We start from the raw sequence: 24763 nt of genomic DNA, 5'->3' as shown, positions 1-24763 counted from the left end.
GTCAGAAGGTCTCCATCTCGACGCGCGTTGCCTCGACCTTGCGCAGCCTTTCGCGGTCGTCTTCCTGCTGACGGCGCCATTCGCCGTCGAGAAACACGGTTATGGCATCCGTCCGGTGTCCGGCCGCGATGGCGGCATCGAGGACGGCGATAGCCATGGCATGTTCGAGATCGCGGCCAGTAACGGCGCCATAGCCTTCAACGCCGCGTTCCGGCACACGGATATGGGCCTCCGCCACCAGCACCTCGCCGAGATGGAAAGCCGTGTTGCGGACCGTGTCGGTGAAAGGCAGCATCGCCAGCCCGGTGCGGTTGGCGAGCACGGAGACCTCGCCGAGATCGGCGAGCACCTCTTCCGCGCAGGACTTGATGGCATCGGGCCGGCTGGCGGCGAAAATGCCGAGCGCCTCGCCATGCCGGTAGCGCCCGATGACCGGATCGCCGGCCCCTGGTTCAATCATTGCCTGTCCTTTCATGCGATTTCGTGTCGACATGCGTGATCGCGAAGCGGATACGTCCGCCCGGCCGGTCCGCCCGTCCACGGCCTGCCACTGTCCCCTCCCGGGGCGGCCTGAAATTTCTATGCCTGCCTCTATCATTCGGATGAATCATTAAATCATTCGGATGTTTTTCGGTAGCAATTTCGGGTGACAGTTATGTGTAATTCGTCAGGAGAGAAGCCGCCGGCGTGCTTCAGGGGAATTGCCGCCGGCGCAGCCAGTCGGCGATCGTCCGGCTGGCCGTCGACGCCGCCAAGGCCTCGTCGAGACCGTCGAGCAGCCCGAGGAGGAAGGCGGCGCTGAAACGGTCGCCGGCGCCGATGGTGCTGACACCCGTCACCGCGGGCGCCGTCTCGACCTCGACTGTCCGGTGGCCGTCATGAAGGGCGATGCGGCGCGGCCCGTCGGTCAGCACCAGCATTTTCAGCCGCGGCCCGGCGATCGCGACGGCACGCTGCCACGCGGACGGCAGATCGGCGCCGGCGTCGGCGCGCGATGAGACGACATAGTCGACCGGCCGTGGCACGGCGGGCCCCAACGGCAATTGCGACACCGCAAGCGGAATGTCGCGGAGCGTCGCGACCAGCGCCTCGTCAAGCCGGAGCGCGTTGATATAGACGGCGTCCCCCATAAGCGGCCCGTTCGCCGAGAACAGCCTGGCGGAACGGTGGGCGCGGGCGAGAATCGTTCTTTCGCCGTCGGGTTCGAGCAGGATTTCCAGCGGCACGGTCTCACCCGGCGTCATCGTCACGTGGCGCGTATCGAAGCCCGCCTCCTTCAGCGCCGCAAGCGCCGCAAGGCCCTTTTCGTCCTGCGCCAGGGACGTGACCATGGTGACGGCCGCGCCGCGTTCGAGAAGCTGGCAACCCGTGTGGAAGCCACCGCCGCCGATCCGGATGCCGCGCGCCGAAAACCGCAGCCGCCGCCCCCGTGTCAGCGGTTCGTCGAGCTGCCAGATGCGGTCGTGATGGACCCCGCCTATGACGACGACCCGGTGCATCGTCCTGCCTATCGCTCGTCCGCGCCCGGTGCCAGCGCCTCGACGATGAAGCGCTGCGCGAGCAGAAAGATCAGCAGCACCGGCACCACCGAAAGCAGGCTGGTCGCCATCAGCGGCCCCCAGACCCGGTCGGCGCCCTCCAGATCGGCGAAAGCGGCTATGCCCGTGGTCAGCGTCTTCTTGAAGCGGTCTTCGAGAACGAGTTGGCCCCACAGATAGATGTTCCATGCGCCCATGAATGAAATCACCGACAGCGCCGCAATAGCCGGCAGGACGTTCGGGATGCCGATTTCCGTGAACTGCCGCCACAGCCCGGCGCCATCCATGCGCGCCGCCTCGAACATGGAGGACGGCAACGACCGGAATGCCTGCCGCATGTAGAAGACATAGAAGCCGATATAGGGAATCGACGGCACGATCATGGCGCCGTAGGTGTCGAATGCCTGCAGTTTCACCACGGCGATATAGGTGGGAATGATGGCGAGCACCGTAGGAAAGGACATGGTTGCTATCACGAACCAGAACAGCGTCCGCCGACCCGGAAAGGACATCCGGCCGAAGGCGAAGCCGGCGGGAACGGCCAGAACGAGTTTCCCGACCGTGATCAGCGTGGCGGTGAGGATCGAGTTCCAGAGCCATGTCCAGATCGGATGGCGGCTCGCGGCCTCCGCGAAGTTCGCAAGCGTCGGCTCCTCAGGCCACAACCGGATGGCGCGCGCGGTGATGAGGTCGTTCGGCGTGAAGGCCGCCGTGATCATCCACATCAGCGGGAAGACGGTCGCCAGACTTGTGATCAGCAACACGCCGTGGAGCACCGCCCGGTGAAACGCGCGGGAAAACAGGGCGGCGCTCATCCGTAATGGACCTTGTTTTCGCCGAGACGGAACTGCAGCCAGGTGGCGACCAGCACGACAACGATGATGATGACGGCGACCGCGCTCGCCTGTCCGAACTGGAAGAACTGCAACCCCTGCTGCCAGAGGAAATAGAGCAGGCTCGAACTCCGCCCCGCCGGACCGCCGTGGGTGAGCACATCGATGACGCCCACGATGTCGTCGAGGACATGGAACAGCGTCGTGACGCTGATAAAGAAGGCCGTGGGCGTCATCAGCGGCAGGCTGATCGTGAAGAAATGGCGGCCCGGACCGGCCCCGTCGAGCTGCGAAGCCTCGCGCAGCTCCGGCGGGATATTGGCGAGCGCCGCCAGCCACAGCAGCATGTTGAGGCCAAAGGTCTTCCAGAAGGTGACGAGACAGACGCACAGGAGCGCCAGATCCGGATCGGTGTGCCAGCGCGATTTCGGAAAGCCGAAATAGCCGAACAGTTCGTTGAACAGTCCGTTGACCGGATTCAGCATCCAGGACCACGCCACCCCGGCGACGGAATAGGCGACGATCGTCGGCAGGAACAGGCTGCCGCGATAGAAGCCCTGTAGCGGCGAACGGCGCACCGCATGGATCATCACCGCCAGAAGGAGCGGCAGCACGATCTGCGCCGGGATGAGGATGGCGCAATAGAGCAGCGTATTCCAGGCCGACAGCCTGAAATCGACGCTACTGAACATCGCCGCATAATTCCTCGTGCCGACGAAGCTGACGTCCGAGGAAAGCAGGTTCCAGTCGAGCACGGACAGCACCGCGGACGCGATGAGCGGGCCATAGAGGAACACCGCGACGGACAATACGGCTGGCCCCACGAAGAAATAGGGGGCCAGCCTTCTCAGGCTGATACGCATGGCCGGACCGATCAGCCGGAGATCAACACGTCCAGTTCCTGATGGGCGCCCTTCAGCCCGTCGGGCACCGTCACTTCCTTCAGCAGCATGCGCGAGACCCATTTGCGCCATACCTCCTGCCCTTCAAGGCCGCGCTTGCCCGGCCAGATCGTCTCGGCCGTCAGGCCATCCGCAAGCTGGGCGGCGGCGGGCTTCATGAAGTCGTTGATCAGCGGCACGTCGTGGAGCGAGGTGTTGAGATAGCCGACCGCCGCCCAGATCGATTGGCCCTCCTTCGAGGCGCAAAATTCGAGGAAGGCGAGCGAGGCTTCGGCCTGCTCCTTGTTGCGGGCATAGACGGCCAGGAAGTTGCCCCCGCTGTTGAGCCTGCGCGGATGGCCGGCAAGGCCGGGGAACTTGGCGGTGACCGCTTTCGCGTGGCCGAAAGGAAAGGTCGCCGCGCGCGTCGAACTCGTGGTGCAGATGGCCAGCGCGCCGGATTCGAAGGAGGCGTCCTGCTCCTTGCCGCTGACCGGGATCCACAGCCCCTCGTGCGCCGGCGCGCAGTATTCCGTCATGCCGATAACGGCCTCCGGGCTGTCGAGGGCGAGCTTGCCGTCCGGATCGATGATGTAGCCGCCGGCATTCTGGATGAAGGACTGGCTCGTCCACTCGTTGTTGGAGAGCGCCAGCGCCGAGCGGTAGGTGGGGTGCTTGCCCTTGAGCGCCGCATCGAGCTTGCGGGCGTTTTCATAAAGCCATTGCGTATCGGGATTTTCCGGCAGCGCCGGGTCGAGGCCCGCTTCCCGCCACAAGCTGCTGTTGATGAAGGTGATCGGGGTGGACATCGCCCACGGCAGACCGATCACGGCGCCGTCGATGGTCACGAGCGGCAGCACGGACGGACGGAAGTTGGCGAGGATCGCCCCGGCGCGGGCAGGATCGATATCGCGCAGGTCACGCACGCCGAGGGTACGCCTGGCGAAATATCCGAATTTCCAGCCCGTGATCATCATCGCCGGCGGGCGGCCGGCGGCGGTGCTGGCGACGGCCTTGGCGATCGCCGACTCGTAATCGCCGTCGAAGCGATTGGTCACGGTCACGCCGAGCTTCTTGGCGTTGAAGGCATCGACGACCTTCTGAAACGGCTTGTCGGCGCCCCAGGGGCTGGAGACTTCGACCGCCGCATCGGCCGAGCGCGCCGGCGCGCTCTTCATCACACCCGCGCCCGCTGACACCGCCACGCCGGCCATGAATTGGCGGCGACTGATTTCGAACATTTTCCGCTCCTGAGCATCCGAATGATGCATATATCATTCGGATGCCTTCTAGCGCCGCATGATAACAGCCGTGTGAAGCCCGCCCGGCTCGGCAGCTCTTGTTTTTATCCTACTTGCCGGGCTTTTCGGAGGAATGACAGTGACGGAAATGTAGCGGCGATTGCAACTGAGTCATTCAAAAGGTATTGAATATCCGAATGAATTTGAAGCAAGCCGAATCAATCGGAGAAGGAATGACGAGCAAACCGTCTCACGGGCAGTGGCAGCAGGTCGAGGAAGATATTGCCCATGACATATTGACCGGCCGGCTGTCTCCGAAGACGCAGCTTCCCAGGGAGGCGGATCTGATGGAGCGGTTCGGCGTCGGACGCCATACCATCCGCCGGGCCATCTCCCGCCTTCAGAGTCGCGGCCTGGTGCAGGTCGAACAAGGCAGAGGCACCTTCGTGAGGGATGGACGCCTCGAATATCGTCTTTCCGAGCGCACACGCTTCTCGCAAAACCTGCTCGACCAAGGCAGGGAGCCCTTCGGGCAGGCGATCCGTGAAGAGGAGATACCTGCTTCCGCCAGCGTTGCCGAGGCGTTGCGGCTGCCGCGCGGCGAGCCGGTCTATCACATCGTCCGGCGCGGTCTTGCAGACGAGGAACCGATAAACTTCTCGAACGCCTATTATCCTGTCCGCCGTTTCCCCGGTTTCGACAAGGCGCGGCGCGACGGGCGAAGCGTCAGCCTCATCCTCGCCGAATACGGCATTCCGGACTATATCCGCCTGCGCACCGATATTCTGGTCAGGATGCCGACACCGGAAGAAGCACGCCATCTTGACCTATCCCTCGACAAACCGGTGATCGTCTCGAAAAAAGTCGATGTCGACATGAAAGGCACGCCGATTGCCTATTCGGAAAGCGTCTGGCCGGGCGAGCGGGTTCAGTTTTCGGTCGACAATACGAGCCAGCTTCTGGACGTGCTCGCGCGCAATAGCGATTTCTGACTGCCGCTCGCGGGTTGTGACGCAAACCTGGCAGGACATGAACGGGCACCTGTCGGAGGTGGCGCTTCGACGGGCCGGACTATTTTATGCCCGACGTCAGGAAAGCCTGCATGAACTGGCGCTGGAAGATGATGAAGGCAACGAGCAACGGGGCGATGGTCATCAGCGTCGCCGCGCTGATCAGCGAGATGTCAACGCCGCTCTCGGGCGCGCCGAACAACGAGAGTCCCACTGTGAGCGGGCGCGTCTGCGGTGAGTTCGTGACGATCAGCGGCCACAGGAAGTTGTTCCAGTGCGTCGCGACCGACACCAGCGCATAGGCGAGGTAAACCGGGCGCGCGGCCGGAATATAGACGCGCCAGAGCACGCCCATCCACGAGCAGCCTTCGACACGCGCCGCCTCCTCCAGCTCCTTCGGCACGGATTTGAACGCCTGCCGCAGCAGGAATATGCCGAAGGCGCTCGCCATGTAGGGCAGCCCGATGCCAAGCGTCGTGTTGAACAGCCCCAGTCTGGAAACGATGGCGTAGTTCTCGACTATCAGCACTTCGGGCAGGATGAAGAGCTGCATCAGGACGACGATGAAGACGACATCGCGCCCCGGAAACGCGAAACGCGCGAAGGCGAAGCCCGCGAGCGTGCAGAGCACGAGCTGGCCGGCCAACACCATCGTGACGAGCCGGACCGTGTTGAACAGATAGCTGAGCCATGGCGCCTGCTGCCAGACGGCGTAAAAGTTCTCCAGCGTCCAGGGGGCGGAGAGATCGAGCCCCACCGCCGCATGCACGTCGTGGAACGCCGCCCATGCCGCGTAGGCCAGCGGGGAAATCCAGACGAGCGCGAGGACGAGCGCGCCGAAGGTATCGAAGGTAAGCCAGCGTTGCATTGCCGCTCTCATCGGTAATGAGCCCGCCGGTCGATCAGGGTGAACTGAACGACCGCGACGAGGCAAAGCACCATCAGGACCAGGACGGTCATCGCCGCAGCGCGCGGTGCATCGAAATAGGAAAAAGCAAGCTCCCACATCCAGTAGAGAATGAGCTTGGAGGCGTTGTCAGGCCCACCCTTGGTCAGGATGAAGAGCTGGTCGATCAGCCGCACTGAATTGATCAGCGCGTTGACGAGCACGAAAAGGGTCGTCGGCATCAGGAGCGGGAGCACGACGCGGCGCGTGTAGGTCCAGCGGCCGGCCCCCTCTATCTGCGCCGCTTCCCTGAGGTCGGGCGGGATCGTCTGCAGCGCCGCGAGGTAGAAGACCATGAAGAAGCCGGCTTCCTTCCAGACCGCCACGACGGTGACGGCCCACAGCGCCGTCTCGGGCTGGCCTAGCCAGTTGACGGAACCGAGGCCGAGGGCGGCAAGGGGGCCAAAGCCCGGGGTGTAGAAGAACAGCCACAGATTCGCCGCGGCTATCATCGGCAGCATGGCCGGCGTGAAATAGGCGACACGCACGAAAGCCCGGGCCGGGATGCGGGCATTGGCCCACAGCGCCATGCCGAGCGCCAGCGCGATCGAGGCCGGAACGGCGATGCCGGTGTAGAGGAGATTGTTGCCGACCACGCGCCAGAACACCGGATCGGCGATCAGATCGGCATAGTTGTCGAGGCCGACGAAAGCCGGCGGGCGCCGCCGGGTGCCGGCGGAGAACAGGCTCTGCCAGAGCGTCGCGACGGTCGGGGCGAAAACGAACGTCGTGAACAACACAAGAGCCGGCGAGAGCAGCATCCAGCCGTAGAGGGCGGCGCGCCGCCGCTCCTGCTTCACCATGTGCGTCATGACTTGCCTCGCGCGAAAAGGGCTGCGGAGACGGCCGGACACTGCTTTCGCCGGCTCCGCAACCCGGGTCGGGATCAGTTCTTCTGGTAGGGCTTCAGGAGCCGGTCGGCGATGGCCTGGGCTTCCTCCAGTGCAGCCTGCGGGGTCTTGCTGCCGACCACCGCCGCCTGCACGGCATTGTTGAGCGCCTCGCGGACGCGGCCGGTCTCATAGGTCGAGAACTCGGAGATCGCGACCTTGAGCTGGTCGCGGGCCACGACCGCCTGCGGGAACTCCTTGCCGTACTGCTTCAGCGCATCCGTCTCGTAGGAGGCGGGGCTGACGCCCACGTAACCCGTGGCGATGGACCACTGCGCGGCGCGCTCGGGGGCGGTCATGTACTTGATCAGCTTCAGCGCGGCAGCGCGCTCTTCGGGCGTCGACTGCTTGAACAGGTAGAAGTTGCCGCCGCCGGTGGGCGAGCCGGGCTGCTTGTTGGCGGGCAGCATGGCGACACCGAAATCGAACTTGGCCTCTTTCTTGACGGCGGTGAGGTTACCGGTGGTGTGCCACATGATCGCGGTCTGGCCCTGGGTGAACGCCTGACGCAGCGTGCCCCACTCGATCGCGCCTTCCGGGCTGACCTTCTTGTCCGCCGAGAGCGAACGCCAGAAGGCGAGCGCCTCGACGACAGCCGGATCGGTGAAGTAGGTCCTGGTGCCGTCGGCGCTCATCAGCTCCTTGCCGTTCTCGATGGCAAAGCACTGGAACATCCAGTAGGCATAGCCGGTGGTGGGCACCATCAGGCCCCAGCGGCCGTCCTTGGTCAGCTTCCGGGCGGCCGAGACCAGTTCGTCCCACGTGCGCGGCGGCTGCTCGGGATCGAGCCCGGCCTCGCGGAACATGTCCTTGTTGTAGTACATCACGATGGTCGAGCGCTGGAAGGGCACGCCCCAGGTCTTGCCGTCGATCTTTCCGTTCGCCATCAGCGCCGGATAGAAGCTGTCGAGCCACTTGCGGTCGTCCTCGGAGGTCGCGACGTCCTCGAAGGGCACGATCAGGTCCTGCTCGATCAGGTCATAGGCGTCGATCGAGAACAGCACCGAGAGCTGCGCCGGCTGGCCGCTCTTGAGGGCCGAGAGCGCGCGGATGCGCGTGTCGTCATAATTGCCCGCATAGACAGCCTCGACGTCGACATCCGGGTTCTCGGCCTCGAAACCCTTGATCATGTTGTCGATGACCTGAGTGAGCGGTCCGCCCACAGAGATCGGATAATACATGGTGAGCTTGGCCGGTGCGGCGGCGACGGGCGTCGCCACGGCGGCCAGCCCGAGGAGCAGGCCGGAAAAAAGCGCTTTCATGGTCAGTAACCTTTCGCTGGTCTGACGACCGCCGGCGAGCCGCGCGGCGGATCGATGGGTGAAGATGGGAGAGCGAAGCGCCTGCCGCTTGCGCGCTCGAACCAGTGGGTCGCCTCGCGGGGCCAGTCGAGGGAGACGTGTTCGCCCTGCCCGGTGTCCACGCGCCCCGGCACACGGGCGGTCAGGCGGGCGGCCCCCGCGACTTCGAGATTCACGAAGGTCTCGGCACCGAGGAATTCCTGCCCGAGGACCCGGGCAGCCAGCCGCCCCTCTCCCGGCCGGCGAAGGGAAATGTCTTCGCCGCGTATGCCGAAGACGAGGTCCGCCGCCGCTCCAGCGCCGGGCAAATCCGCGGCTCCGAGCAAATCCGCCGGCAGCATGGCCATGGGCGGGGAGCCGATGAAGCCCGCGGCGAAGGTCGTCGCCGGCCGCTCATAGATATCGGCCGGGCTGGCGACCTGCTCGATGCGTCCGTCGCGCATCAGCACGACGACATCGGCCATGCTCATGGCCTCGGTCTGGTCGTGCGTCACGTAGATGACCGTCATGCCGAGCCGCTTCTGCAAGGCGCGGATGTCCTGACGCACGCTGTGGCGCAACTGCGCGTCGAGGTTCGAGAGCGGCTCGTCCATGAGGCAGAGCGGGTGCCCGGCGACGATGGCGCGCGCCAGCGCCACACGCTGGCGCTGGCCGCCCGAGAGCTTCGCCGGTTTGCGGTCCTCCAGCCCTTCCAGCCCGGTGACGGCGAGCGCTTCATCGAGCCGCCGCCGGCGCTCGGCGCGCGCGACGCCGCGCACCTTCAGGCCGAAAACGATGTTCTCGGCCACGTCGAGGTGCGGAAAGAGCGCGTATGATTGGAAGACCATGGAGAGGCTGCGGTCGGAAGGCGGCAGCGCGGTGACATCGCGCCCGTCGATCTCGATCGACCCTGCATCGGGCGTCTCAAGCCCGGCAATCAGCCGGAGCGTCGTCGACTTGCCGCAGCCGGAGGGCCCGAGCAGCACCACGAACTGCCCTCGCCCGACCGCGAGCGAGACCTCGCCGACTCCGGAGCGTGCGGAGAAGCGTCGGCTGAGCCCCTGGATGTTCAGGAAGGTGGAGGCGTTCATGAATGGTCTCGATAGCGGTAAGCCGCAGGTGACATGTCCAGGGGCGGCGCCTCGACGCCGCCCTGCCAACGATTGCCCTCGGAGGACTTTCTGCCGACGTGACTACAGCGCGTCGATGACATTCATATGAATTTCAAATGAACATTTCTATCATCGCCATGTTCATTTTTGCACAGCTTTGCAGACCGGAACGACAAGGCCGAAAACAGGTGCAGCCGATACGATCGCGGCCCCATAAGACGTTAGCCCTGCTACACTATAATAGGAAAGGGGCGTGAACCGGATCACGGTCTCCATAAATTTCAGGTTTTTTGCTGGCGTCATAAAGCTCTTGAACCGGTACCGCGACAAGCTGCAACGCCATCCCGGCGGCTGCATATTGTTCCTCCATTCCGGCCAGAGACGGTCTGTATGGTAAAAATTCCGTAACCATAATCTGTCGCGCGATCGTCACACCTCGAAGGTATACAGCTCATATGAACACCGCAGATGTTGAATCGAATATTGCTACCGGTTCCAGCGGGCGGCAGATGGCCATTGCCGACATGCTGCGCAGCCGGGACTTCATCAGTGTCGAGGAGCTGGCCGTGCATTTTGCCGTCGCCACGCAGACGATCCGTCGCGATCTGGTCGCCCTGTGCGACCAGGGCATCGCCCGTCGTCGGCACGGCGGCATAGAAAAAATCACGCAAGGCAAGAACCTCGCCTTCAAGGATCGTCGTGTGTGGAACAGTGACGCGAAACAGAGCATCGCCGCCACCGTCGCGCGACATGTCAGCGATGGCGTGTCGCTGTCTTTCGGCATCGGCACCACGCCGCAGTTCGTAGCAGAGGCCTTGCTCTCGCATCGCAACCTGAAGATCGTGACCAATAACCTGCCGCTCGCCCTGATGGCGCGACAGAACTCGGATTTCACGGTCGCGATCGCCGGCGGCACCGTACGGAGCAGCGACCTCGATGTCTGCGGCCCCTCCGCCGATGCCTTCTTCGCGTCCTACAAGGTCGACATCGCCATCTTCGGGGTCGCCGGTGTCGATGAGGACGGGTCGCTGCTCGATTTCTCCGAGGACGAGGTGCGCGTGCGCCAGGCGATGCTTCGCAACTGCCGCAGGTCCTATCTCGTCCTCGACTCCTCGAAATTCACCCGCCCTGCCTACGTGCATGGCGGCCGGATCGATGAGGTGAGCATGGTGTTCTGCGAAGCCGATCCACCCGCACGCATTCGACGCATGCTGGACGGGGCCGGCGTCCAGTTCATCAGGAGTTCGGAGGCGGCCATAAGGCCGTAGCTCCCCGACAGGAGACCGCGCCCGGGAGGGCGTGGCTCGCGCTGATCGCATCCAGTCTTTCACTTGCTCCCCCTGTCGCAGCGCTGCGACAGGGCCGGTCTTTTGTTGCCTCTTTCCCTTGCTGCCTCTTGGAGATGAAGCCATGTCTGATGATGCTGTTCTCTTCGCCCATCGTGGCACCAATCCCTATCTCGACAACTCGATCGACGCCTACAGATGGGGGTTCAACTACGGCGCGGACTATGCCGAGACCGATTTCCGCCTGACCAAGGACGGCGTGCTGGTCAGCTATCATGACGACCTTGCACTCGGAATCGCGAACATGACCTACGCGGAAGTGCGCGCGCAGGTGCCCACCATCGTCACGCTGGATGAACTCATCGCGCTGACGAAAGAAATGTCCATCGACACCGGTCGCAAGCTCGGCATCCTTATCGAGACGAAGTCCACCGACTACGCAACCCACGAAGCGGCGATCAAGACGCTGATCGCCCACGATTTCGCCGATCCGGAGCGGATCATCATCCAGAGCTTCGGTTCGGAGCTGCCCGACGTTCGCAACAAGCTCATGCCGCAATATGGCGTGAATCTCCCGCTGGTCCAGTTGACGGGTGGCAGCCTCACCCCCGAGAACATCGCCTATTATGCGACCTATGCGGATGGCGTCGCGCCCGTGATGAGTCTGCTCACGCCGCAGCTGGTCGCGGCCGCCCATGCGGCCGGCCTGGTCGTCAACGGCTGGACCGTCGACGGAACGCTTGCCGACGTGCAGAACGCCCTCAATCTGGGGGTCGACGGCATTATCGCCGACAATACGCAGTGGTCCCGTCCGGCGCTCGAAAAGCTCGTCAATGACGCCACCGTGGTTTACGGCACGGAACGATGGGATGTGGTGAACGGCACCGCCGGCGCTGACAGGCTCTATGCCATGCAGGGCGACGACATCCTGCGCGCCGGGGACGGCGACGACGTGCTCTATGGCGACGGCGGCAACGACCTGCTCTTCGGCGGCGCCGGCAATGACCGGCTTGTCGGCGGCAGCGGCGATGACTTCCTCTCCGGCGGCGAGGGCAAGGATGTGCTCGACGGCGGAGCAGGCAACGACGTCATCGTCGCGACCGGCGACGAGGTGATCTTCCGCGCCGGCGACGGCATCGATCTGGTATCGCTCGACAGCACCAGCACGATCCGGTTCGAGGGGATTGTTCCCGCTGATATCTCCGTCATCCGCGACGGCAACAACCTGATCATCCGCTCCGGCAGCGACGCGCTCATTCTTCGCGACGGCGTCGACCCCGCACACCAGCCCGCTTCGATCACCACCGCCGACGGGTTGAAGCTCACCGGCGCCGAACTCGCCGCGCTCGCCGTGCCGGGGACCGATGCCGAAGTCGCCGCCCTGCTGCCGGACCTTGAGGCGAAACTGGCCAGCGCCCCTGCCCTCGCCGCTCCGTCGACGATCCCGATCGGCACCGATCTCGTCGCCGACGGCGACTTCGGCAACGGCGTCCTCGCACAGAAGATCGCCGACGCCGAGACCGGCGCGATCTACCGCCTCAGCTTTTCGCTGACCGATCTCCCGACGGGTGACGACGGCGTGCGCGTGCTGTGGGGCGGCAAGGTGATCTATGAGGGCATCCCGTCCGGCACCGGCAGCAAGCTCCACTTCATCGTCAACGGCGGGGCCGGCAACGGCTCGAACGAACTCGTCTTCGAGGGCGCGGGGGAGAGCTTCGGCGCCACGCTCGATAACGTTCATCTCGTGAAGCTCTCCGACCCGATGCTGCCGTCGCCGAGCAACGTCGTGCCGGAAGCCCCGGGCGCCGACCTCCTCATCAGTCCGGGCATTCCCTTCATCGGCAAGGTCGCGGCCACGGACGCCAACGGCGATGAGCTGACCTACAGCCTCAGCGAGGCCCCGGCTCATGGTACGCTCGTCTTCAAGGAGAACGGCGCCTATCGCTACACGCCGGCTCCCGGCTTCAGCGGCGCCGACAGTTTCACCTTCCTGGTGAATGACGGTCGCGGCGGCATTGTCGAGTCAACCGTCAACCTCACCGTCGCGCAAAGCGTCCTCCTCGGCACCGACCTCATCGTCAACGGCAGCTTCGAGGATGTGAGCATCAATGGCAGCTTCGAAGAGGTCAGCGGCGAGCTGAGTCCCGCCTGGTGGGGCTACTACAACGACAACGGCGTCGTCGCCGGCTGGGCCGACATCAACGGCAATCGCGTCGAGATCGTCAACGCTCCCGAGAACCAGAACAACGTCAAGCCCAAGGACGGCGCCTTCTTCTTCGACCTGGACGGCTATGGCAAACTCAGCGAGATAGGCCAGACGGTCGTCGGCGTCGAGCAAGGCGCGATCTACGAACTCAAGTTCTCGATCGCCGACGGCGACGCCAGGACGGACGATGACGGCGTCCAGGTGCTGTGGGGCGGCAAGGTCATTTTTGAAGGTATGCCGAGCAGCAACGCCTGGGCAACCGTGGCGCTGGAGCTTGTCGGCGGCGCGGGCGACGGCTCGAACACGCTGATCTTCAAGGGCACGGGAGCAGCGAACTGGTTTGGCGCCGCGCTCGACGAAGTGTCGCTGCGGAAAATCGCCAACGTGGGCGAGCCCGCGCCGGACAATCGGGCGCCGGATGCCGTGGACGGCAACGCCGAAGGCCCGCAGAACGGCGTCATCAGCGGCCGGCTCACGGCGTCGGACCCCGATGGCGACACCTCGCTGGTCTTCAGCCTCCGGGAAGGGCCGGCTCACGGCACGGTCCGGGTCTATACGGACGGCACCTACAAATACACGCCAGCAGCCGGCTTCACCGGCGAGGACAGCTTCACGTTCGTCGTGAATGACGCGCATGGCGGCACGGATACGGCGACCCTGAGCCTGACCGTCTCCCCGGCGGACGTGCCCGTCGGCACCGACCTCATCGTCAATGGCAGCTTCGAGGACGTGAGCGAATCCTCCGACAGCAACGGTCCCTCCGATTGGGGATACCGGAACCTCGACGGTGCTATCGTCGGCTGGACCGACCTCAACAACGGCATCGAACAGCACTGGGACAACTACGGCGGCGTCACCGCCAAGGACGGCCGGTTCTGGATCGATATGGACAGCTCCAATCTCGCCGCCCGCCACAGGATCGGCCAGACGATCACCAGCGTCGAAACCGGCGCCACCTATCGGGTGACGTTCTCGCTCTCCGACTCCGACAACGTGAGGGACGACGACGGCCTGCGCGTGCTCTGGAACGGTGAGGAAATCTTCAACGGCCTCCCCCCGCAGACCAGCGCCAGCTGGACGACCTACAGCTTCGACGTGGTCGGCGGTTCCGGCGACGGTTCGAACAGGCTGGAGTTCATCGACACCGGTGCCCCGGACTCGTGGGGCGCGGGCGTGGCGCTGGACGACGTCCATTTCGTCAAGACCGCCAACGTGGGCGAGCCCGCACCGGACAACCGGACGCCGGACGCCGTGGATGGCAATGCCGAAGGCCTGAGGAATGCCGTCATCAGCGGCCGGCTCACGGCATCGGACCCCGATGGCGACACCTCGCTGGTCTTCAGCCTCCGGGAAGGGCCGGCTCACGGCACGGTCCGGGTCTATACGGACGGCACCTACAAATACACGCCCACGGCCGGCTTCATCGGCAAGGACAGCTTCACCTTCCTGGTGAATGACGGGCATGGCGGGACGGATACGGCGACCCTGAGCCTGACCGTTTCGTCGCCGACGCCGGTGAACGTGCCGATCGGCACCGACCTCATCGTCAACGGCAGCTTCGAGGACGTGAGCGAATCCTCCGACAACAACGGTCCCTCCGACTGGGGATACCGGAACCTCGACGGCACCATTCTCGGCTGGACCAACGTCAACAACAACCGCATCGAGCAGCACTGGGACAACTACGGCGGCGTCACCGCCAAGGACGGCCGGTTCTGGATCGATATGGACAGCTCCAATCTCGCCGCCCGCCACAGGATCGGCCAGTCGATCGCCAATGTCGAAACCGGCGCCACCTATCAGGTAACGTTCTCGCTTTCCGACTCCGACAATGTGAGGGACGACGACGGCGTGCGCGTGCTCTGGAACGGCGAGGAAATCTTCAACGGCGTTCCCCCGCAGACCAGCGCCAGCTGGACGACCTACAGCTTCGACGTGATCGGCGGTTCCGGCGACGGCTCGAACAGGCTGGAATTCATCGATACCGGCGCGCCGGACTCGTGGGGCGCGGGCGCGGCGCTGGACGATGTCCACTTCGTCAAGACCGCCAATGCGCACAGCAGCGTAGCGATCGGCACCGACCTCATCGTCAACGGCAGCTTCGAGGACGTGAGCGAATCCTCCGGCAACAACGGTCCCTCCGACTGGGGATACCGGAACCTCGACGGCACCATTCTCGGCTGGACCAACGTCAACAACAACCGCATCGAGCAGCACTGGGACAACTACGGCGGCGTCACCGCCAAGGACGGCCGGTTCTGGATCGATATGGACAGCTCCAATCTCGCCGCCCGCCACAGAATAGGCCAGTCGATCGCCAACGTCGAAACCGACGCCACCTATCGGGTGACGTTCTCGCTCTCCGACTCCGACAACGTGCGGGACGACGACGGCGTGCGCGTGCTCTGGAACGGTGTGGAAATCTTCAACGGCCTCCCCCCGCAGACCAGCGCCAGCTGGACGACCTACAGCTTCGACGTGGTCGGCGGTTCCGGCGACGGCTCGAACAGGCTGGAATTCATCGACACCGGCGCGCCGGACTCGTGGGGCGCGGGCGTGGCGCTGGACGACGTTCACTTCGTCAAGATCGCCAACGTGGGCGATTCCCTGCCGGACAACCGGGCGCCGGATGCCGTGGACGTCAACGCCGAGGGCCTGAGGAATGCCGTCATCAGCGGCCGGCTCACGGCGTCGGATCCGGATGGTGACGCATCGCTGATCTTCAGCCTTCGGGAAGAGCCGTCCCATGGCGCGGTCCTGGTCTATACGGACGGCACCTACAAATATACGCCCGCGACCGGCTTCACTGGCGAGGACAGCTTCACCTTCCTGGTGAACGACGGGCGTGGCGGCAGCACCGAGGCCAAGGTCAGGTTGACCGTCAGCGCTCCGAACAGTGCCCCGGTTGCTTCCGACGACGGGCACCTCGACACGGAGTACGGCACGGCCCTGACGATCAAGGCCTCGGTTCTGCTGGCCAATGACACCGATGCCGACGGCGACACCCTCACCATCCGGTCGGTCACGGCTGGTGCCGGCGGCACCGTGGCGCTGGACGACGATGGCAATGTCGTCTTCACCCCTGCGGAGGGCTTCTCGGGTGGCGCGACGTTCACCTACACCGTCACCGACGGCAAGGGCGGCACGGCCAACGCCACCGTGACCGTGCAGGTCGCCGAGCTGGATACCGTGCCGACGGCGGGCTATTCCGGCGATGTCTGGCTCCTGGAAGGCGACGCGGTCACCAGCAAGACTGGCCAGTTCGAGTTCGACGGCGGGGCCAACAACGGCGTGGTGACGGACCTCGGCTGGGGACCGGAAGGCGGCGCCTATGACGTGGGCAACGGCACCACGGTGGTGCCGCTGACCTCCAACGGCCTGCCGGTTTCGGTATCGCACGAGGATAAGGGCCCGCTGACCCTGATCGGCCGCGCCTCGGACGGCAATGAGGTGTTCCGCGTTTCCGCGACCGAGACCGGTGCCTACACTGTTTCGCTGTCAGGCACGCTCGACCACCCCGATGCCGGCCTGTCGGGCGCGGATGATGCGCTGCGCTTGCGCATCAGCTTTACCGTCACCGACACCGATGGCGATATGGCCTCGGGTTACATCCAGTTCGACATCCGTGACCAGGAGGAAGGCGTACTTTACGACATCTCGGCCAACCAGTTCGGCGGCAAGGACATCTACCTGCACGATGCCGACGCGCTGGTGCCCGTCCTCGGCACGGACGCCATCGACCGCGTGTTCTACGACGGCGAGAAGGCCACCGTCGTCCTGCCCGACAACATCGAGCAGGGCACCCTCCTCGACGCCGCGAAGGACAGCCGCCTCTTCGGCGGCGCGGGCGACAACACGCTCACCGGCAACGCCTTCGACAACGTCATCCGGGGTGGCGCCGGCCGTGACGTCATGACCGGCGGCAAGGGCGCCGACACCTTCCTGTTCGATGCCGCCGACCAGTCCGGCGCGCGCCAGATCGACCTCGTCACCGACTTCAACATCGGCGAAGGCGACAAGCTGGCGTTCGACGGCCTTGGCGTGCACCAGCAGGCGAGCGGCCGCGGCACCTCGCAGGCGTTCACCAACGGCGTGCTGACCAACACGATCTCGAACATGCTGAGTTCGCTGACCAACGACGTGGCGCTGGCGACGACCTACGTGGCGAGCGTGATGGGCCAGAACAGCGTGGCGGCGTTCCGCTTCGACGACAACTGGTATGTCGTGCAGACGGGCGACCGCACGGGCAACATCAACGGGCTGAGCAACGCGCTGACGATGCTGAACCCCACGGGCCTGCGCACGGTGAGCAACATGGCGGAAGGCAACCTGTCGATCGAGAACGTGGTCGAACTCGACCTGGTGGGCACGACCGCGATCCGCGACCTCGGCCAGATCGTCGGCTACGACCTGGTCGCATAAGCCGGTCAGCCCAGCGATACAACAAACAGTACAGGGGGAGGTCACCGAAGGGTGCCTCCCCCTGCCCATATGTCAGCACCATCGCCGGATCGAGATTTATGTTCCGGCCGAATAGCGCCAGCGGCTATTACGTGCTCCCCCTCCTTCCCGACGGCAGACTTGTGGCGCGTGTTGACATCAAGTCGGACCGCGAGAGGCCGCGTCTTTCCGCGCATGCCATCCATCCCGAACCGGTGCCGGCCACGAACGGCATGGCCGTTCTCTTCTACGGACTTGCCGGCACGCGGTGCGCGGAACGGGCCGGCACGGCTGTCTGTCCATGGCTGCCAGCACGCCCGACCCGTGCCCGCCAGCCGTCCGGTCGCCGCCTTCTGCCAGCCGGACCCGCCAGAGCGACGTTTCTCAAGCTGCGACAATATGATACCGTGCTTGCCGGGCCAGGCGCCCAGACAATGAAAGCAACAAAGCAGCTACGTCTGGAGATATCGTCATGTCAGCACACATACGGCAACATGGGCCATGGGTCGTTCTCGGCCTGATCGGCGCATTGAGCCTCGCCATCGTTGCAACGCAACGTGGCGAGCACATCAGCGCGCTATGGATCGTCGCTGCCGCGATCTCCGTGTATCTCATCGCATACCGGTACTACAGCCTGTTCATCGCCCGCCAGGTGATGCAGCTGGATCCCAATAGGCCCACGCCCGCCGTGCGCCATAACGATGGCCTTGATTACGTGCCCACCAACAAGCACGTCCTGTTTGGCCACCACTTCGCGGCCATCGCGGGGGCCGGACCTCTCGTCGGGCCGGTGCTGGCCGCGCAGGTCGGCTATCTGCCGGGCACGCTGTGGATTCTGGCCGGCGTGGTGCTCGCCGGCGCGGTGCAGGACTTCATGGTGCTGTTCGTGTCGATGCGCCGTGACGGCCGCTCGCTCGGCGAGCTGGTGCGCTCCGAGCTTGGCCCGATCCCCGGTGTCATCGCGCTTGTCGGCGCGTTCATGATCATGGTCATCATCCTGGCCGTCCTGGCGCTCATCGTGGTGAAGGCGCTGGCGGAAAGCCCCTGGGGCACGTTCACGGTCGCCGCCACCATTCCGATCGCCGTGTTCATGGGCATCTACATGCGCTTCCTGCGGCCGGGCGCTATCGGCGAGGTCTCGGTGATCGGGTTCGTACTGCTGATGCTGGCGATCATCTACGGCCGCAACATCGCCGAGGATCCGACGCTTTCCGCCTGGTTCACGTTCACCGGCGTGGAGCTGACGTGGCTGCTCATCGGCTACGGCTTCGTTGCCTCGATCCTGCCCGTGTGGCTGTTGCTTGCGCCGCGCGACTATCTTTCCACCTTCCTCAAGATCGGCGCGATCGCCTGCCTTGCGCTCGGCATTCTCGTCGTCGCGCCTGATCTGCGCATGCCAGCGCTGACGCGGTTCGTCGACGGCTCGGGCCCCGTCTGGTCCGGCGCGCTGTTCCCGTTCCTCTTCATCACCATTGCGTGCGGTGCGGTGTCCGGCTTCCACGCACTCATCTCATCAGGCACGACACCCAAGCTGATCGATAACGAGATCAACGCCCGCTACATCGGTTATGGCGGCATGCTGATGGAATCCTTCGTCGCCATCATGGCGCTGGTGGCCGCCTCCATCATCGACCCCGGCGTGTATTTCACCATGAACAGCCCGGCGGCCATCCTCGGCACCACGCCCGAAACGGCGGCCGCGGCGGTGACGCAGATGGGCTTCCCGATCTCGCCTGAAACGATCGTGCAGACGGCGGCGGATGTCGGGGAGCACACCATCGTTTCGCGGGCCGGCGGCGCGCCGACGCTCGCGGTCGGCATGGCGCAGATTTTCTCGAATGTCATCGGCGGCAAGGCCATGATGGCGTTCTGGTATCATTTCGCCATCCTGTTCGAGGCCCTTTTCATTCTGACCGCAGTGGACGCGGGAACGCGGGCCGGCCGCTTCATGCTGCAGGACCTGCTGGGACTGGCCGTGCCTTCCATGCGCGAGACCTCCTCGTGGGTGAGTAACGTCGTAGCGACCGCGCTTTGCGTCGCGTTCTGGGGCTTCTTCCTCTATCAGGGCGTGACGGACCCCTTGGGTGGTGTGAACACGCTCTGGCCGCTCTTCGGCATCTCCAACCAGATGCTCGCCGCTGTGGCGCTGATGCTGTGCACCGTCGTGATCTTCAAGATGAAACGCGAACGCTATGCCTGGGTGACGATCATTCCGATGAGCTGGCTCATGGTCTGCACGTTGACGGCGGGGCTGCAGAAGATCTTCCATCCCGATCCGCGCGTCGGCTTCCTTTCCCATGCGGATCGTTTCAACGCCGCCATCGACCGCGGCGAACTGCTGGCACCCGCCAAGAACATGGACCAGATGCATCAGATCGTGTTCAACGACCGGATCGACGCGGCCCTGGCGGGGTTTTTCGTGCTCGTCGTCGTCAGCATTCTGGCGTTCGGAATCGTTTCCTGCTGGCGTGCGTGGCGCGCCGACCGCTGGACGGCGCACGAAATCGGCGCGCCGACCGTTACCGCCTGATGCCGGGACCGGTGGGCGCAAGTTCACCGGCCCCGTGGGGAGGCGCGGCCCGTGCGCCGTTCCTCCCCGCCATCGGCTTGTCAGGAAGGGGAAGCCGTTGTCTCAAGTGCGGTTCCCGAAGGAGGCCTGTGTCATGACGTTTCTCAAAACACGCAGGGGCGTGCCGCCGGTATCGGCCGATCAGGGCGCCCTCTCCGTTTCCCTGCGCGAGAGCCTCGCCACTTTCGGCAAGTGCTTCTGCCAGGGCGCGCGCCTCATGGTCGGCATTCCCGACTACGAGACCTATGTGGCCCACGTGCGCCGCACCCATCCCGATCAGGAGCCGATGACATATGCGGCATTCTTCCGCGACCGGCAGAACGCGCGCTACGGCGGATCGGGCAAGGGCGGCTTTCGCTGCTGCTGAACCCGCACAGGCGGGCAGGCGAAAATTAGAAAATTCTGAAAAACCAGATAGTTATGGCGGCGGACGCAATCGACAGCGAACCGGTCTCTGTGGGAGCTCCCTGATCATCAGGGAAAATACAGGGAACCCGGCTGCTTGCGGGCGCCGTTCGGGACTTTTTACTCAACTATCGTATTGAAATTACGATATATTTTAAGCAAATTCCCTATGCCCCGGAACAGGGAGTAATTTTCTCGGAACAGGGAATGCGCGGCGGCTTGCAGGGAAAAGCGCAGATAGATCACCGCCGGGACGACGAAGCGAAGGCGATATATTACCGAAACTATTAACAGCAATACCACACACTGCTCAATCTCGACATTCACAGTCGGCCTATCATGTCAGAAAATGCGTGCATGAAGCCTTCTCGGCCATTACTCACAAGCCCCTTGCCGAAGGCGGCGGCGAATTGGGTCTGGGTCTCGAACCATTCGGGAGGCCGTCGTTTCCCTTCTCGACCGTGTGGTTGAGAACAAGATGTAGCATCTTCATCGCAGCGTCGTTATCAGCAGATCGACTCCCAGACGCACCGTGATCTTGAAATTATCGTGCAAGTCACCGATAACTTAAACGCTAGATGGTCCACCGTGTTGGCAGGACAACGTTTGAATTTGTCCAAAATTCGACGGCCTGACACGGCATAAGGGAATGACCGGGGTGCTTTATGTACACAGCAGAAATCAGCCGAACCAGCCCATCTGCGTTCCTGTTCGTTATCGACCAGTCTGGATCGATGGATGAAAGGATGGAAACGGAGCAAACCAAGGCACAATTCGTAGCCGATGTACTGAACAAGACCCTCTACCAGCTTGTCATTCGGTGCACTCGCGCAGACGGCGTCCGGAATTATTTCGATGTTGGCGTGATCGCCTATGGGGATTCGGTGCGTTCGGGTTTTGCTGCTCCGCTAGGAGGCAAAATCCTGCATTCCCTGTCTGACATTGAGGCCAATCCGTTGCGGATCGAAGAGCGCGTCAAGCGCGTTCCCGATGGCGCCGGGGGGCTGGTGAACCAGCCGACGAAGTTTCCGGTCTGGTTTGATCCGACAAGCCTGGGCGGCACGCCGATGACGGCGGCCATGCGAACAGCGGCGGAAGCCATCGCGGAATGGTGCGATGCGCACCCGTCGTCCTATCCGCCCACCATCATCCACGTCACCGACGGCGCTTCGACCGATGGCGATCCGTCGGCGATTGCGGACGCCCTCAAGCAGATGTCCACTAGCGACGGCGAATGCCTGCTCTTCAATCTGCACATCTCGACGACGGGTGGTCAGCCGGTGGTGTTTCCCGCTTCGGACAGCGGCCTTGATGAATACGGTCGATTGCTATTCCGCATGTCCAGCGCCTTCCCCGATCACCTCGTGCAGGTCGCTCGGGACAAGGGCTATGACTCGGTCAGCGGCGAGTCACGCTTCTTCGGCTACAAGGCGGGCTATGAAGTCATCGTGGACTTCTTCGATATAGGCACACGCGCCAGCAACCTGCGGTGATGCGATGCGCGTCCTTCATCGCTGGACGGTGGGGAGGCAAATTGCGGATTCTCACCTGAACGAAGACGCCATCGCGTGTTCCGATTTGAGGGGCATCCATGCCGTCAGCGATGGCGCGTCGGAGTCCTTCGCGTCACGCCGGTGGGCCCGCATTCTGGTCTCCCGATACGTCCGACAGCCGGTCATTGACGAAGCGTGGCTGGCGCGTGCCATCACCTCCTACCATGCGGCCTTCGACCGTGCCGCCATGTCGTGGAGCGCGCAAGCCGCGTTCGACCGGGGCAGCTTCGCCACGCTCCTTGGCCTGCGGTTCGATCCTGCCGGGGTGTCGATTGTGGGTATCGGAGATTCCCTTGCCGTGCTGGACGACGGCACGGAAATCAGCGCGACGTTCCCCTACAGCGAACCGGAGCAATTCCGGGCAAACCCGCTTCTGCTTTCCACCATCCACGACAGGAACAGGGAGATCCTCGACGACGACTTCACGACGCGCTGGCAGCTGGACGGCGCGTCGAAGCTCTTCTGCATGACGGATGCCATTGGCGCCTGGCTTCTGTCCGACCGGCCCGAGCGGATGGAACGCTTGCGGACCCTTCGGACGCGCGCTGACTTCGTCGCTCTGGTCGACGACGCGCGCGGCGATGGCACGATGCGGCGGGATGACACCACCCTGCTCGTGATCGGTTAGGAGGCGCCGTGTCCGCCTACCCGACCATGGACCAGTACAATGACGCGGTTCAGCACCCGCAGACCGCGTTCGGCGATGCCGTCCTGAAGAAAGCGAAGATCGCCACCAACGGCATGGGCCTTCCCATAGCCCTTGGCGGCGGATTCGCGCTCACCTACACTGCGATGGCACAGGACCGGAAATTCGCAATCCGGTGCTTCCATAAGGAAGCGAAGGGCCTGGAAGCCCGCTATGGGCACGTGGATAAAGGTCTGCGGACGGCGGGCGGTTCGTACTTCGTCGGCTTCGAATACCAGCCGACGGGTATTCTGGTGAACGGCAGGCGCTATCCCATCGTGAAGATGGACTGGGTGGAAGGCGACACGCTCGGATCGTTCCTCGAAGACAACTATGCCGACAAGGGACGCATCGAACGCCTGCGCTTGCAATTCATTGACGTTGAACGGTTCCTGCGGTCAAAGAGGCTTGCGCACGGCGATCTTCAGAATGGCAACGTGCTGGTAAAGTCGGGCCTGAAGCTTATCGATTACGACGGAATCTATGTGCCGACAATGGCAACCGGACAAGGCGCCGAACTCGGGCACAAGCATTTCCAGCACCCGAAGCGCTCGGCAGCTGACTTCGGACCGGACATGGATCGGTTTTCGTTCATCGTGATCGATTTGAGCCTCCGGGCCATCGCTCACGATCCAAAGCTATTCTCCAAATACTCCAACGGCGAAAACATCATCCTCACAGCGAACGATTTCATCGATCCCGGAAATTCCGCCGCGTTCGCCGATCTGGAGGCGGTTCCTGCGCTGGCACGCGACACCACCAATCTCGCGAGCATCTGTGCGGCACCGGTGAAAGGTATTCCGACGCTCGAAGATTTCCTTGCCGCCAGGAACATCCCGGCCGCCGCGATCATGATCCGCACGCCCGCGGAGGCGCGGGCAGGGAAGAAGGAGGCGGCCTATGTCGGTGCTTATGAGGTGGTCGACGCGACCAGCTTCGCCTTGCTGGCGAAACAGGTGGGCAATAGAATCGAACTCGTCGGCAAGGTGACGAAGGTCCATGCAGCCAAGACCAAATACAGCAAGCCCTATTGCTTTGTCTTCTTCGACAATGCCCGGCAGTCGGTCAAGCTGAACATTTGGAGCGACGGACTTGCCAAACTGCCGGATGCACCGTCACAGGCGTGGGTGGGAATGTGGCTGAGTGTGCAAGGGCTAGTCGATCCAGCATACACCGGCCGCTATGGCACGTCGCTGTCGATCACGATCACGTCGAACAGCCAGATCCGGAAGATCACTGAAACCGAAGCACGGCATCGTCTCAGGAGCCCCAGTTCCAGCGGATCGAAAGTAACCGATAATCGACACATCCTGGAAGGATTGGGCACGCTGTCGCGGCCTGGTTCGAGCCGCTCGCCCGGCAGAACATCTACCGTGCCTCGCCCAACACGGTCGCCCATCCCGCCGCAGTCCAGGAACCAAGCCGTTCTGAATACGATTCGGCAATCAACCGGATCATCCTCGCAGCCGACCACGCTTCGGCCCCATCGGCCCGCGCGACAACCAAAGGCCGAGATTCCATGGGGCTGGATCATTTTCGGCGCCGTTGCGCTCTATGCAATTATCCGAGCATTGGGCTGACGGTGATCAGTCCCCAATGGCGGGTCCATTTTTGATTGTTAGTGCAATGTTGGGCGCGTTTCCAGCCAGAGGGCATCATCAACCCCCAGCAGCGCTTCGTCGCAGGGGTTCGGTGAGAACATAATGTTCGTTAAACGTGCCACTTCATGGGGAAAGTATTTCTCGTACGTTTTCTCCTTGAATTCCGTCTCCACCCCGCCTCTCCTTTTGTCCCGGTCATTTCAGCGATTGATCGTATTCCCCTCGCAAGGCTGGCAACTTCGGCAGTACATAGGCTTCGACAGGCCAGGGCGTCTCGTACTGGGACA

At 63.6% G+C, this 24763-nt stretch carries 18 protein-coding genes; 8 read left to right on the top strand and 10 right to left on the bottom strand.

The window, feature by feature from the left end; genetic code table 11:
* Position 1 precedes the first annotated feature (1 nt).
* The 5 genes from FHS82_RS06990 to FHS82_RS06975 all read right to left on the bottom strand — a co-directional run bounded on the left by FHS82_RS06990 (position 2) and on the right by FHS82_RS06975 (position 4493).
* Entirely contained in the window at positions 2 to 460 is a 459-nt protein-coding gene (locus FHS82_RS06990) for a phosphonate C-P lyase system protein PhnG (protein ID WP_166950335.1), read from the bottom strand.
* A gap of 232 nt (positions 461 to 692) precedes the next feature.
* The gene (locus tag FHS82_RS06985; protein ID WP_166950333.1) at positions 693 to 1499 is read right to left on the bottom strand and encodes a PfkB family carbohydrate kinase; all 807 of its coding nucleotides are present in this window, start codon (positions 1497 to 1499) and stop codon (positions 693 to 695) included.
* 8 nt (positions 1500 to 1507) lie between these two features.
* Positions 1508 to 2353: a carbohydrate ABC transporter permease gene (locus FHS82_RS06980; RefSeq protein WP_246225169.1), complete on the bottom strand. Its 846-nt coding sequence runs from the start codon at positions 2351 to 2353 to the stop codon at positions 1508 to 1510.
* The gene (locus FHS82_RS21085) at positions 2350 to 3234 is read right to left on the bottom strand and encodes a carbohydrate ABC transporter permease (protein ID WP_246225167.1); all 885 of its coding nucleotides are present in this window, start codon (positions 3232 to 3234) and stop codon (positions 2350 to 2352) included. Before FHS82_RS21085 ends, FHS82_RS06980 begins: the two co-directional genes overlap by 4 nt.
* An 11-nt stretch (positions 3235 to 3245) precedes the next feature.
* Positions 3246 to 4493 (bottom strand): extracellular solute-binding protein, encoded by a 1248-nt coding sequence (locus FHS82_RS06975; RefSeq protein WP_166950330.1) that lies wholly within the window; start codon positions 4491 to 4493, stop codon positions 3246 to 3248.
* 233 nt (positions 4494 to 4726) lie between these two features.
* Between FHS82_RS06975 and phnF the strand changes: the two genes are divergently transcribed.
* On the top strand, positions 4727 to 5485 hold the full coding sequence (phnF, locus tag FHS82_RS06970; protein WP_166950326.1) for a phosphonate metabolism transcriptional regulator PhnF: 759 nt from the start codon (positions 4727 to 4729) through the stop codon (positions 5483 to 5485).
* A 79-nt stretch (positions 5486 to 5564) separates the two neighbouring features.
* On the opposite strand, the gene FHS82_RS06965 is transcribed toward phnF, so the two are convergent.
* From FHS82_RS06965 to FHS82_RS06950, 4 genes are all read right to left on the bottom strand, one after another.
* Positions 5565 to 6371, bottom strand: a complete 807-nt coding sequence (locus tag FHS82_RS06965; protein WP_166950323.1) for a carbohydrate ABC transporter permease — start codon at positions 6369 to 6371, stop codon at positions 5565 to 5567.
* Between the two features lie 8 nt (positions 6372 to 6379).
* Positions 6380 to 7261: a carbohydrate ABC transporter permease gene (locus FHS82_RS06960; protein ID WP_166950321.1), complete on the bottom strand. Its 882-nt coding sequence runs from the start codon at positions 7259 to 7261 to the stop codon at positions 6380 to 6382.
* 74 nt (positions 7262 to 7335) lie between these two features.
* Positions 7336 to 8601: an ABC transporter substrate-binding protein gene (locus FHS82_RS06955; protein ID WP_166950319.1), complete on the bottom strand. Its 1266-nt coding sequence runs from the start codon at positions 8599 to 8601 to the stop codon at positions 7336 to 7338.
* A gap of 2 nt (positions 8602 to 8603) precedes the next feature.
* Positions 8604 to 9710: an ABC transporter ATP-binding protein gene (locus FHS82_RS06950; RefSeq protein ID WP_166950318.1), complete on the bottom strand. Its 1107-nt coding sequence runs from the start codon at positions 9708 to 9710 to the stop codon at positions 8604 to 8606.
* 476 nt (positions 9711 to 10186) lie between these two features.
* Between FHS82_RS06950 and FHS82_RS06945 the strand changes: the two genes are divergently transcribed.
* The 7 genes from FHS82_RS06945 to FHS82_RS06915 all read left to right on the top strand — a co-directional run bounded on the left by FHS82_RS06945 (position 10187) and on the right by FHS82_RS06915 (position 24455).
* Entirely contained in the window at positions 10187 to 10999 is an 813-nt protein-coding gene (locus FHS82_RS06945) for a DeoR/GlpR family DNA-binding transcription regulator (protein WP_166950317.1), read from the top strand.
* Between the two features lie 142 nt (positions 11000 to 11141).
* Complete coding sequence (locus FHS82_RS06940) at positions 11142 to 17645, top strand: Ig-like domain-containing protein (RefSeq protein WP_166950316.1); 6504 nt, start codon at positions 11142 to 11144, stop codon at positions 17643 to 17645.
* A 490-nt stretch (positions 17646 to 18135) separates the two neighbouring features.
* Positions 18136 to 20193, top strand: coding sequence for a carbon starvation CstA family protein (locus FHS82_RS06935; RefSeq protein ID WP_166950315.1), 2058 nt, complete (start codon positions 18136 to 18138; stop codon positions 20191 to 20193).
* Positions 20194 to 20326: 133 nt separating this feature from the next.
* Entirely contained in the window at positions 20327 to 20599 is a 273-nt protein-coding gene (locus FHS82_RS06930; protein ID WP_166950314.1) for a YbdD/YjiX family protein, read from the top strand.
* A gap of 703 nt (positions 20600 to 21302) precedes the next feature.
* Positions 21303 to 22130: a vWA domain-containing protein gene (locus FHS82_RS06925; protein ID WP_166950313.1), complete on the top strand. Its 828-nt coding sequence runs from the start codon at positions 21303 to 21305 to the stop codon at positions 22128 to 22130.
* A 4-nt stretch (positions 22131 to 22134) separates the two neighbouring features.
* Entirely contained in the window at positions 22135 to 22818 is a 684-nt protein-coding gene (locus FHS82_RS06920; protein ID WP_166950312.1) for a protein phosphatase 2C domain-containing protein, read from the top strand.
* Positions 22819 to 22826: 8 nt separating this feature from the next.
* Positions 22827 to 24455 carry a protein kinase family protein gene (locus FHS82_RS06915; RefSeq protein WP_166950311.1) on the top strand — a complete coding sequence of 543 codons (1629 nt, stop codon included), beginning with the start codon at positions 22827 to 22829 and terminating at the stop codon, positions 24453 to 24455.
* 38 nt (positions 24456 to 24493) lie between these two features.
* On the opposite strand, the gene FHS82_RS06910 is transcribed toward FHS82_RS06915, so the two are convergent.
* On the bottom strand, positions 24494 to 24649 hold the full coding sequence (locus FHS82_RS06910; RefSeq protein ID WP_166950309.1) for a hypothetical protein: 156 nt from the start codon (positions 24647 to 24649) through the stop codon (positions 24494 to 24496).
* Positions 24650 to 24763 lie beyond the last annotated feature (114 nt).

It is taken from the genome of Pseudochelatococcus lubricantis, assembly GCF_011762225.1.
Classification (GTDB): Bacteria; Pseudomonadota; Alphaproteobacteria; order Rhizobiales; family Beijerinckiaceae; genus Pseudochelatococcus; species Pseudochelatococcus lubricantis.
The sequence above is the reverse complement of the archived record's forward strand: the minus strand, read 5'-3'. Positions and strand labels throughout refer to the sequence as shown.

Excerpts from the sequence above, each read along its gene's own strand:
- FHS82_RS06990 (WP_166950335.1), bottom strand. The coding sequence starts at position 460 with ATGATTGAACCAGGGGCCGGCGATCCGGTCATCGGGCGCTACCGGCAT.
- FHS82_RS06985 (WP_166950333.1), bottom strand. The coding sequence starts at position 1,499 with ATGCACCGGGTCGTCGTCATAGGCGGGGTCCATCACGACCGCATCTGG.
- FHS82_RS06980 (WP_246225169.1), bottom strand. The coding sequence starts at position 2,353 with ATGAGCGCCGCCCTGTTTTCCCGCGCGTTTCACCGGGCGGTGCTCCAC.
- FHS82_RS21085 (WP_246225167.1), bottom strand. The coding sequence starts at position 3,234 with ATGCGTATCAGCCTGAGAAGGCTGGCCCCCTATTTCTTCGTGGGGCCA.
- FHS82_RS06975 (WP_166950330.1), bottom strand. The coding sequence starts at position 4,493 with ATGTTCGAAATCAGTCGCCGCCAATTCATGGCCGGCGTGGCGGTGTCA.
- phnF (WP_166950326.1), top strand. The coding sequence starts at position 4,727 with ATGACGAGCAAACCGTCTCACGGGCAGTGGCAGCAGGTCGAGGAAGAT.
- FHS82_RS06965 (WP_166950323.1), bottom strand. The coding sequence starts at position 6,371 with ATGCAACGCTGGCTTACCTTCGATACCTTCGGCGCGCTCGTCCTCGCG.
- FHS82_RS06960 (WP_166950321.1), bottom strand. The coding sequence starts at position 7,261 with ATGACGCACATGGTGAAGCAGGAGCGGCGGCGCGCCGCCCTCTACGGC.
- FHS82_RS06955 (WP_166950319.1), bottom strand. The coding sequence starts at position 8,601 with ATGAAAGCGCTTTTTTCCGGCCTGCTCCTCGGGCTGGCCGCCGTGGCG.
- FHS82_RS06950 (WP_166950318.1), bottom strand. The coding sequence starts at position 9,710 with ATGAACGCCTCCACCTTCCTGAACATCCAGGGGCTCAGCCGACGCTTC.
- FHS82_RS06945 (WP_166950317.1), top strand. The coding sequence starts at position 10,187 with ATGAACACCGCAGATGTTGAATCGAATATTGCTACCGGTTCCAGCGGG.
- FHS82_RS06940 (WP_166950316.1), top strand. The coding sequence starts at position 11,142 with ATGTCTGATGATGCTGTTCTCTTCGCCCATCGTGGCACCAATCCCTAT.
- FHS82_RS06935 (WP_166950315.1), top strand. The coding sequence starts at position 18,136 with ATGTCAGCACACATACGGCAACATGGGCCATGGGTCGTTCTCGGCCTG.
- FHS82_RS06930 (WP_166950314.1), top strand. The coding sequence starts at position 20,327 with ATGACGTTTCTCAAAACACGCAGGGGCGTGCCGCCGGTATCGGCCGAT.
- FHS82_RS06925 (WP_166950313.1), top strand. The coding sequence starts at position 21,303 with ATGTACACAGCAGAAATCAGCCGAACCAGCCCATCTGCGTTCCTGTTC.
- FHS82_RS06920 (WP_166950312.1), top strand. The coding sequence starts at position 22,135 with ATGCGCGTCCTTCATCGCTGGACGGTGGGGAGGCAAATTGCGGATTCT.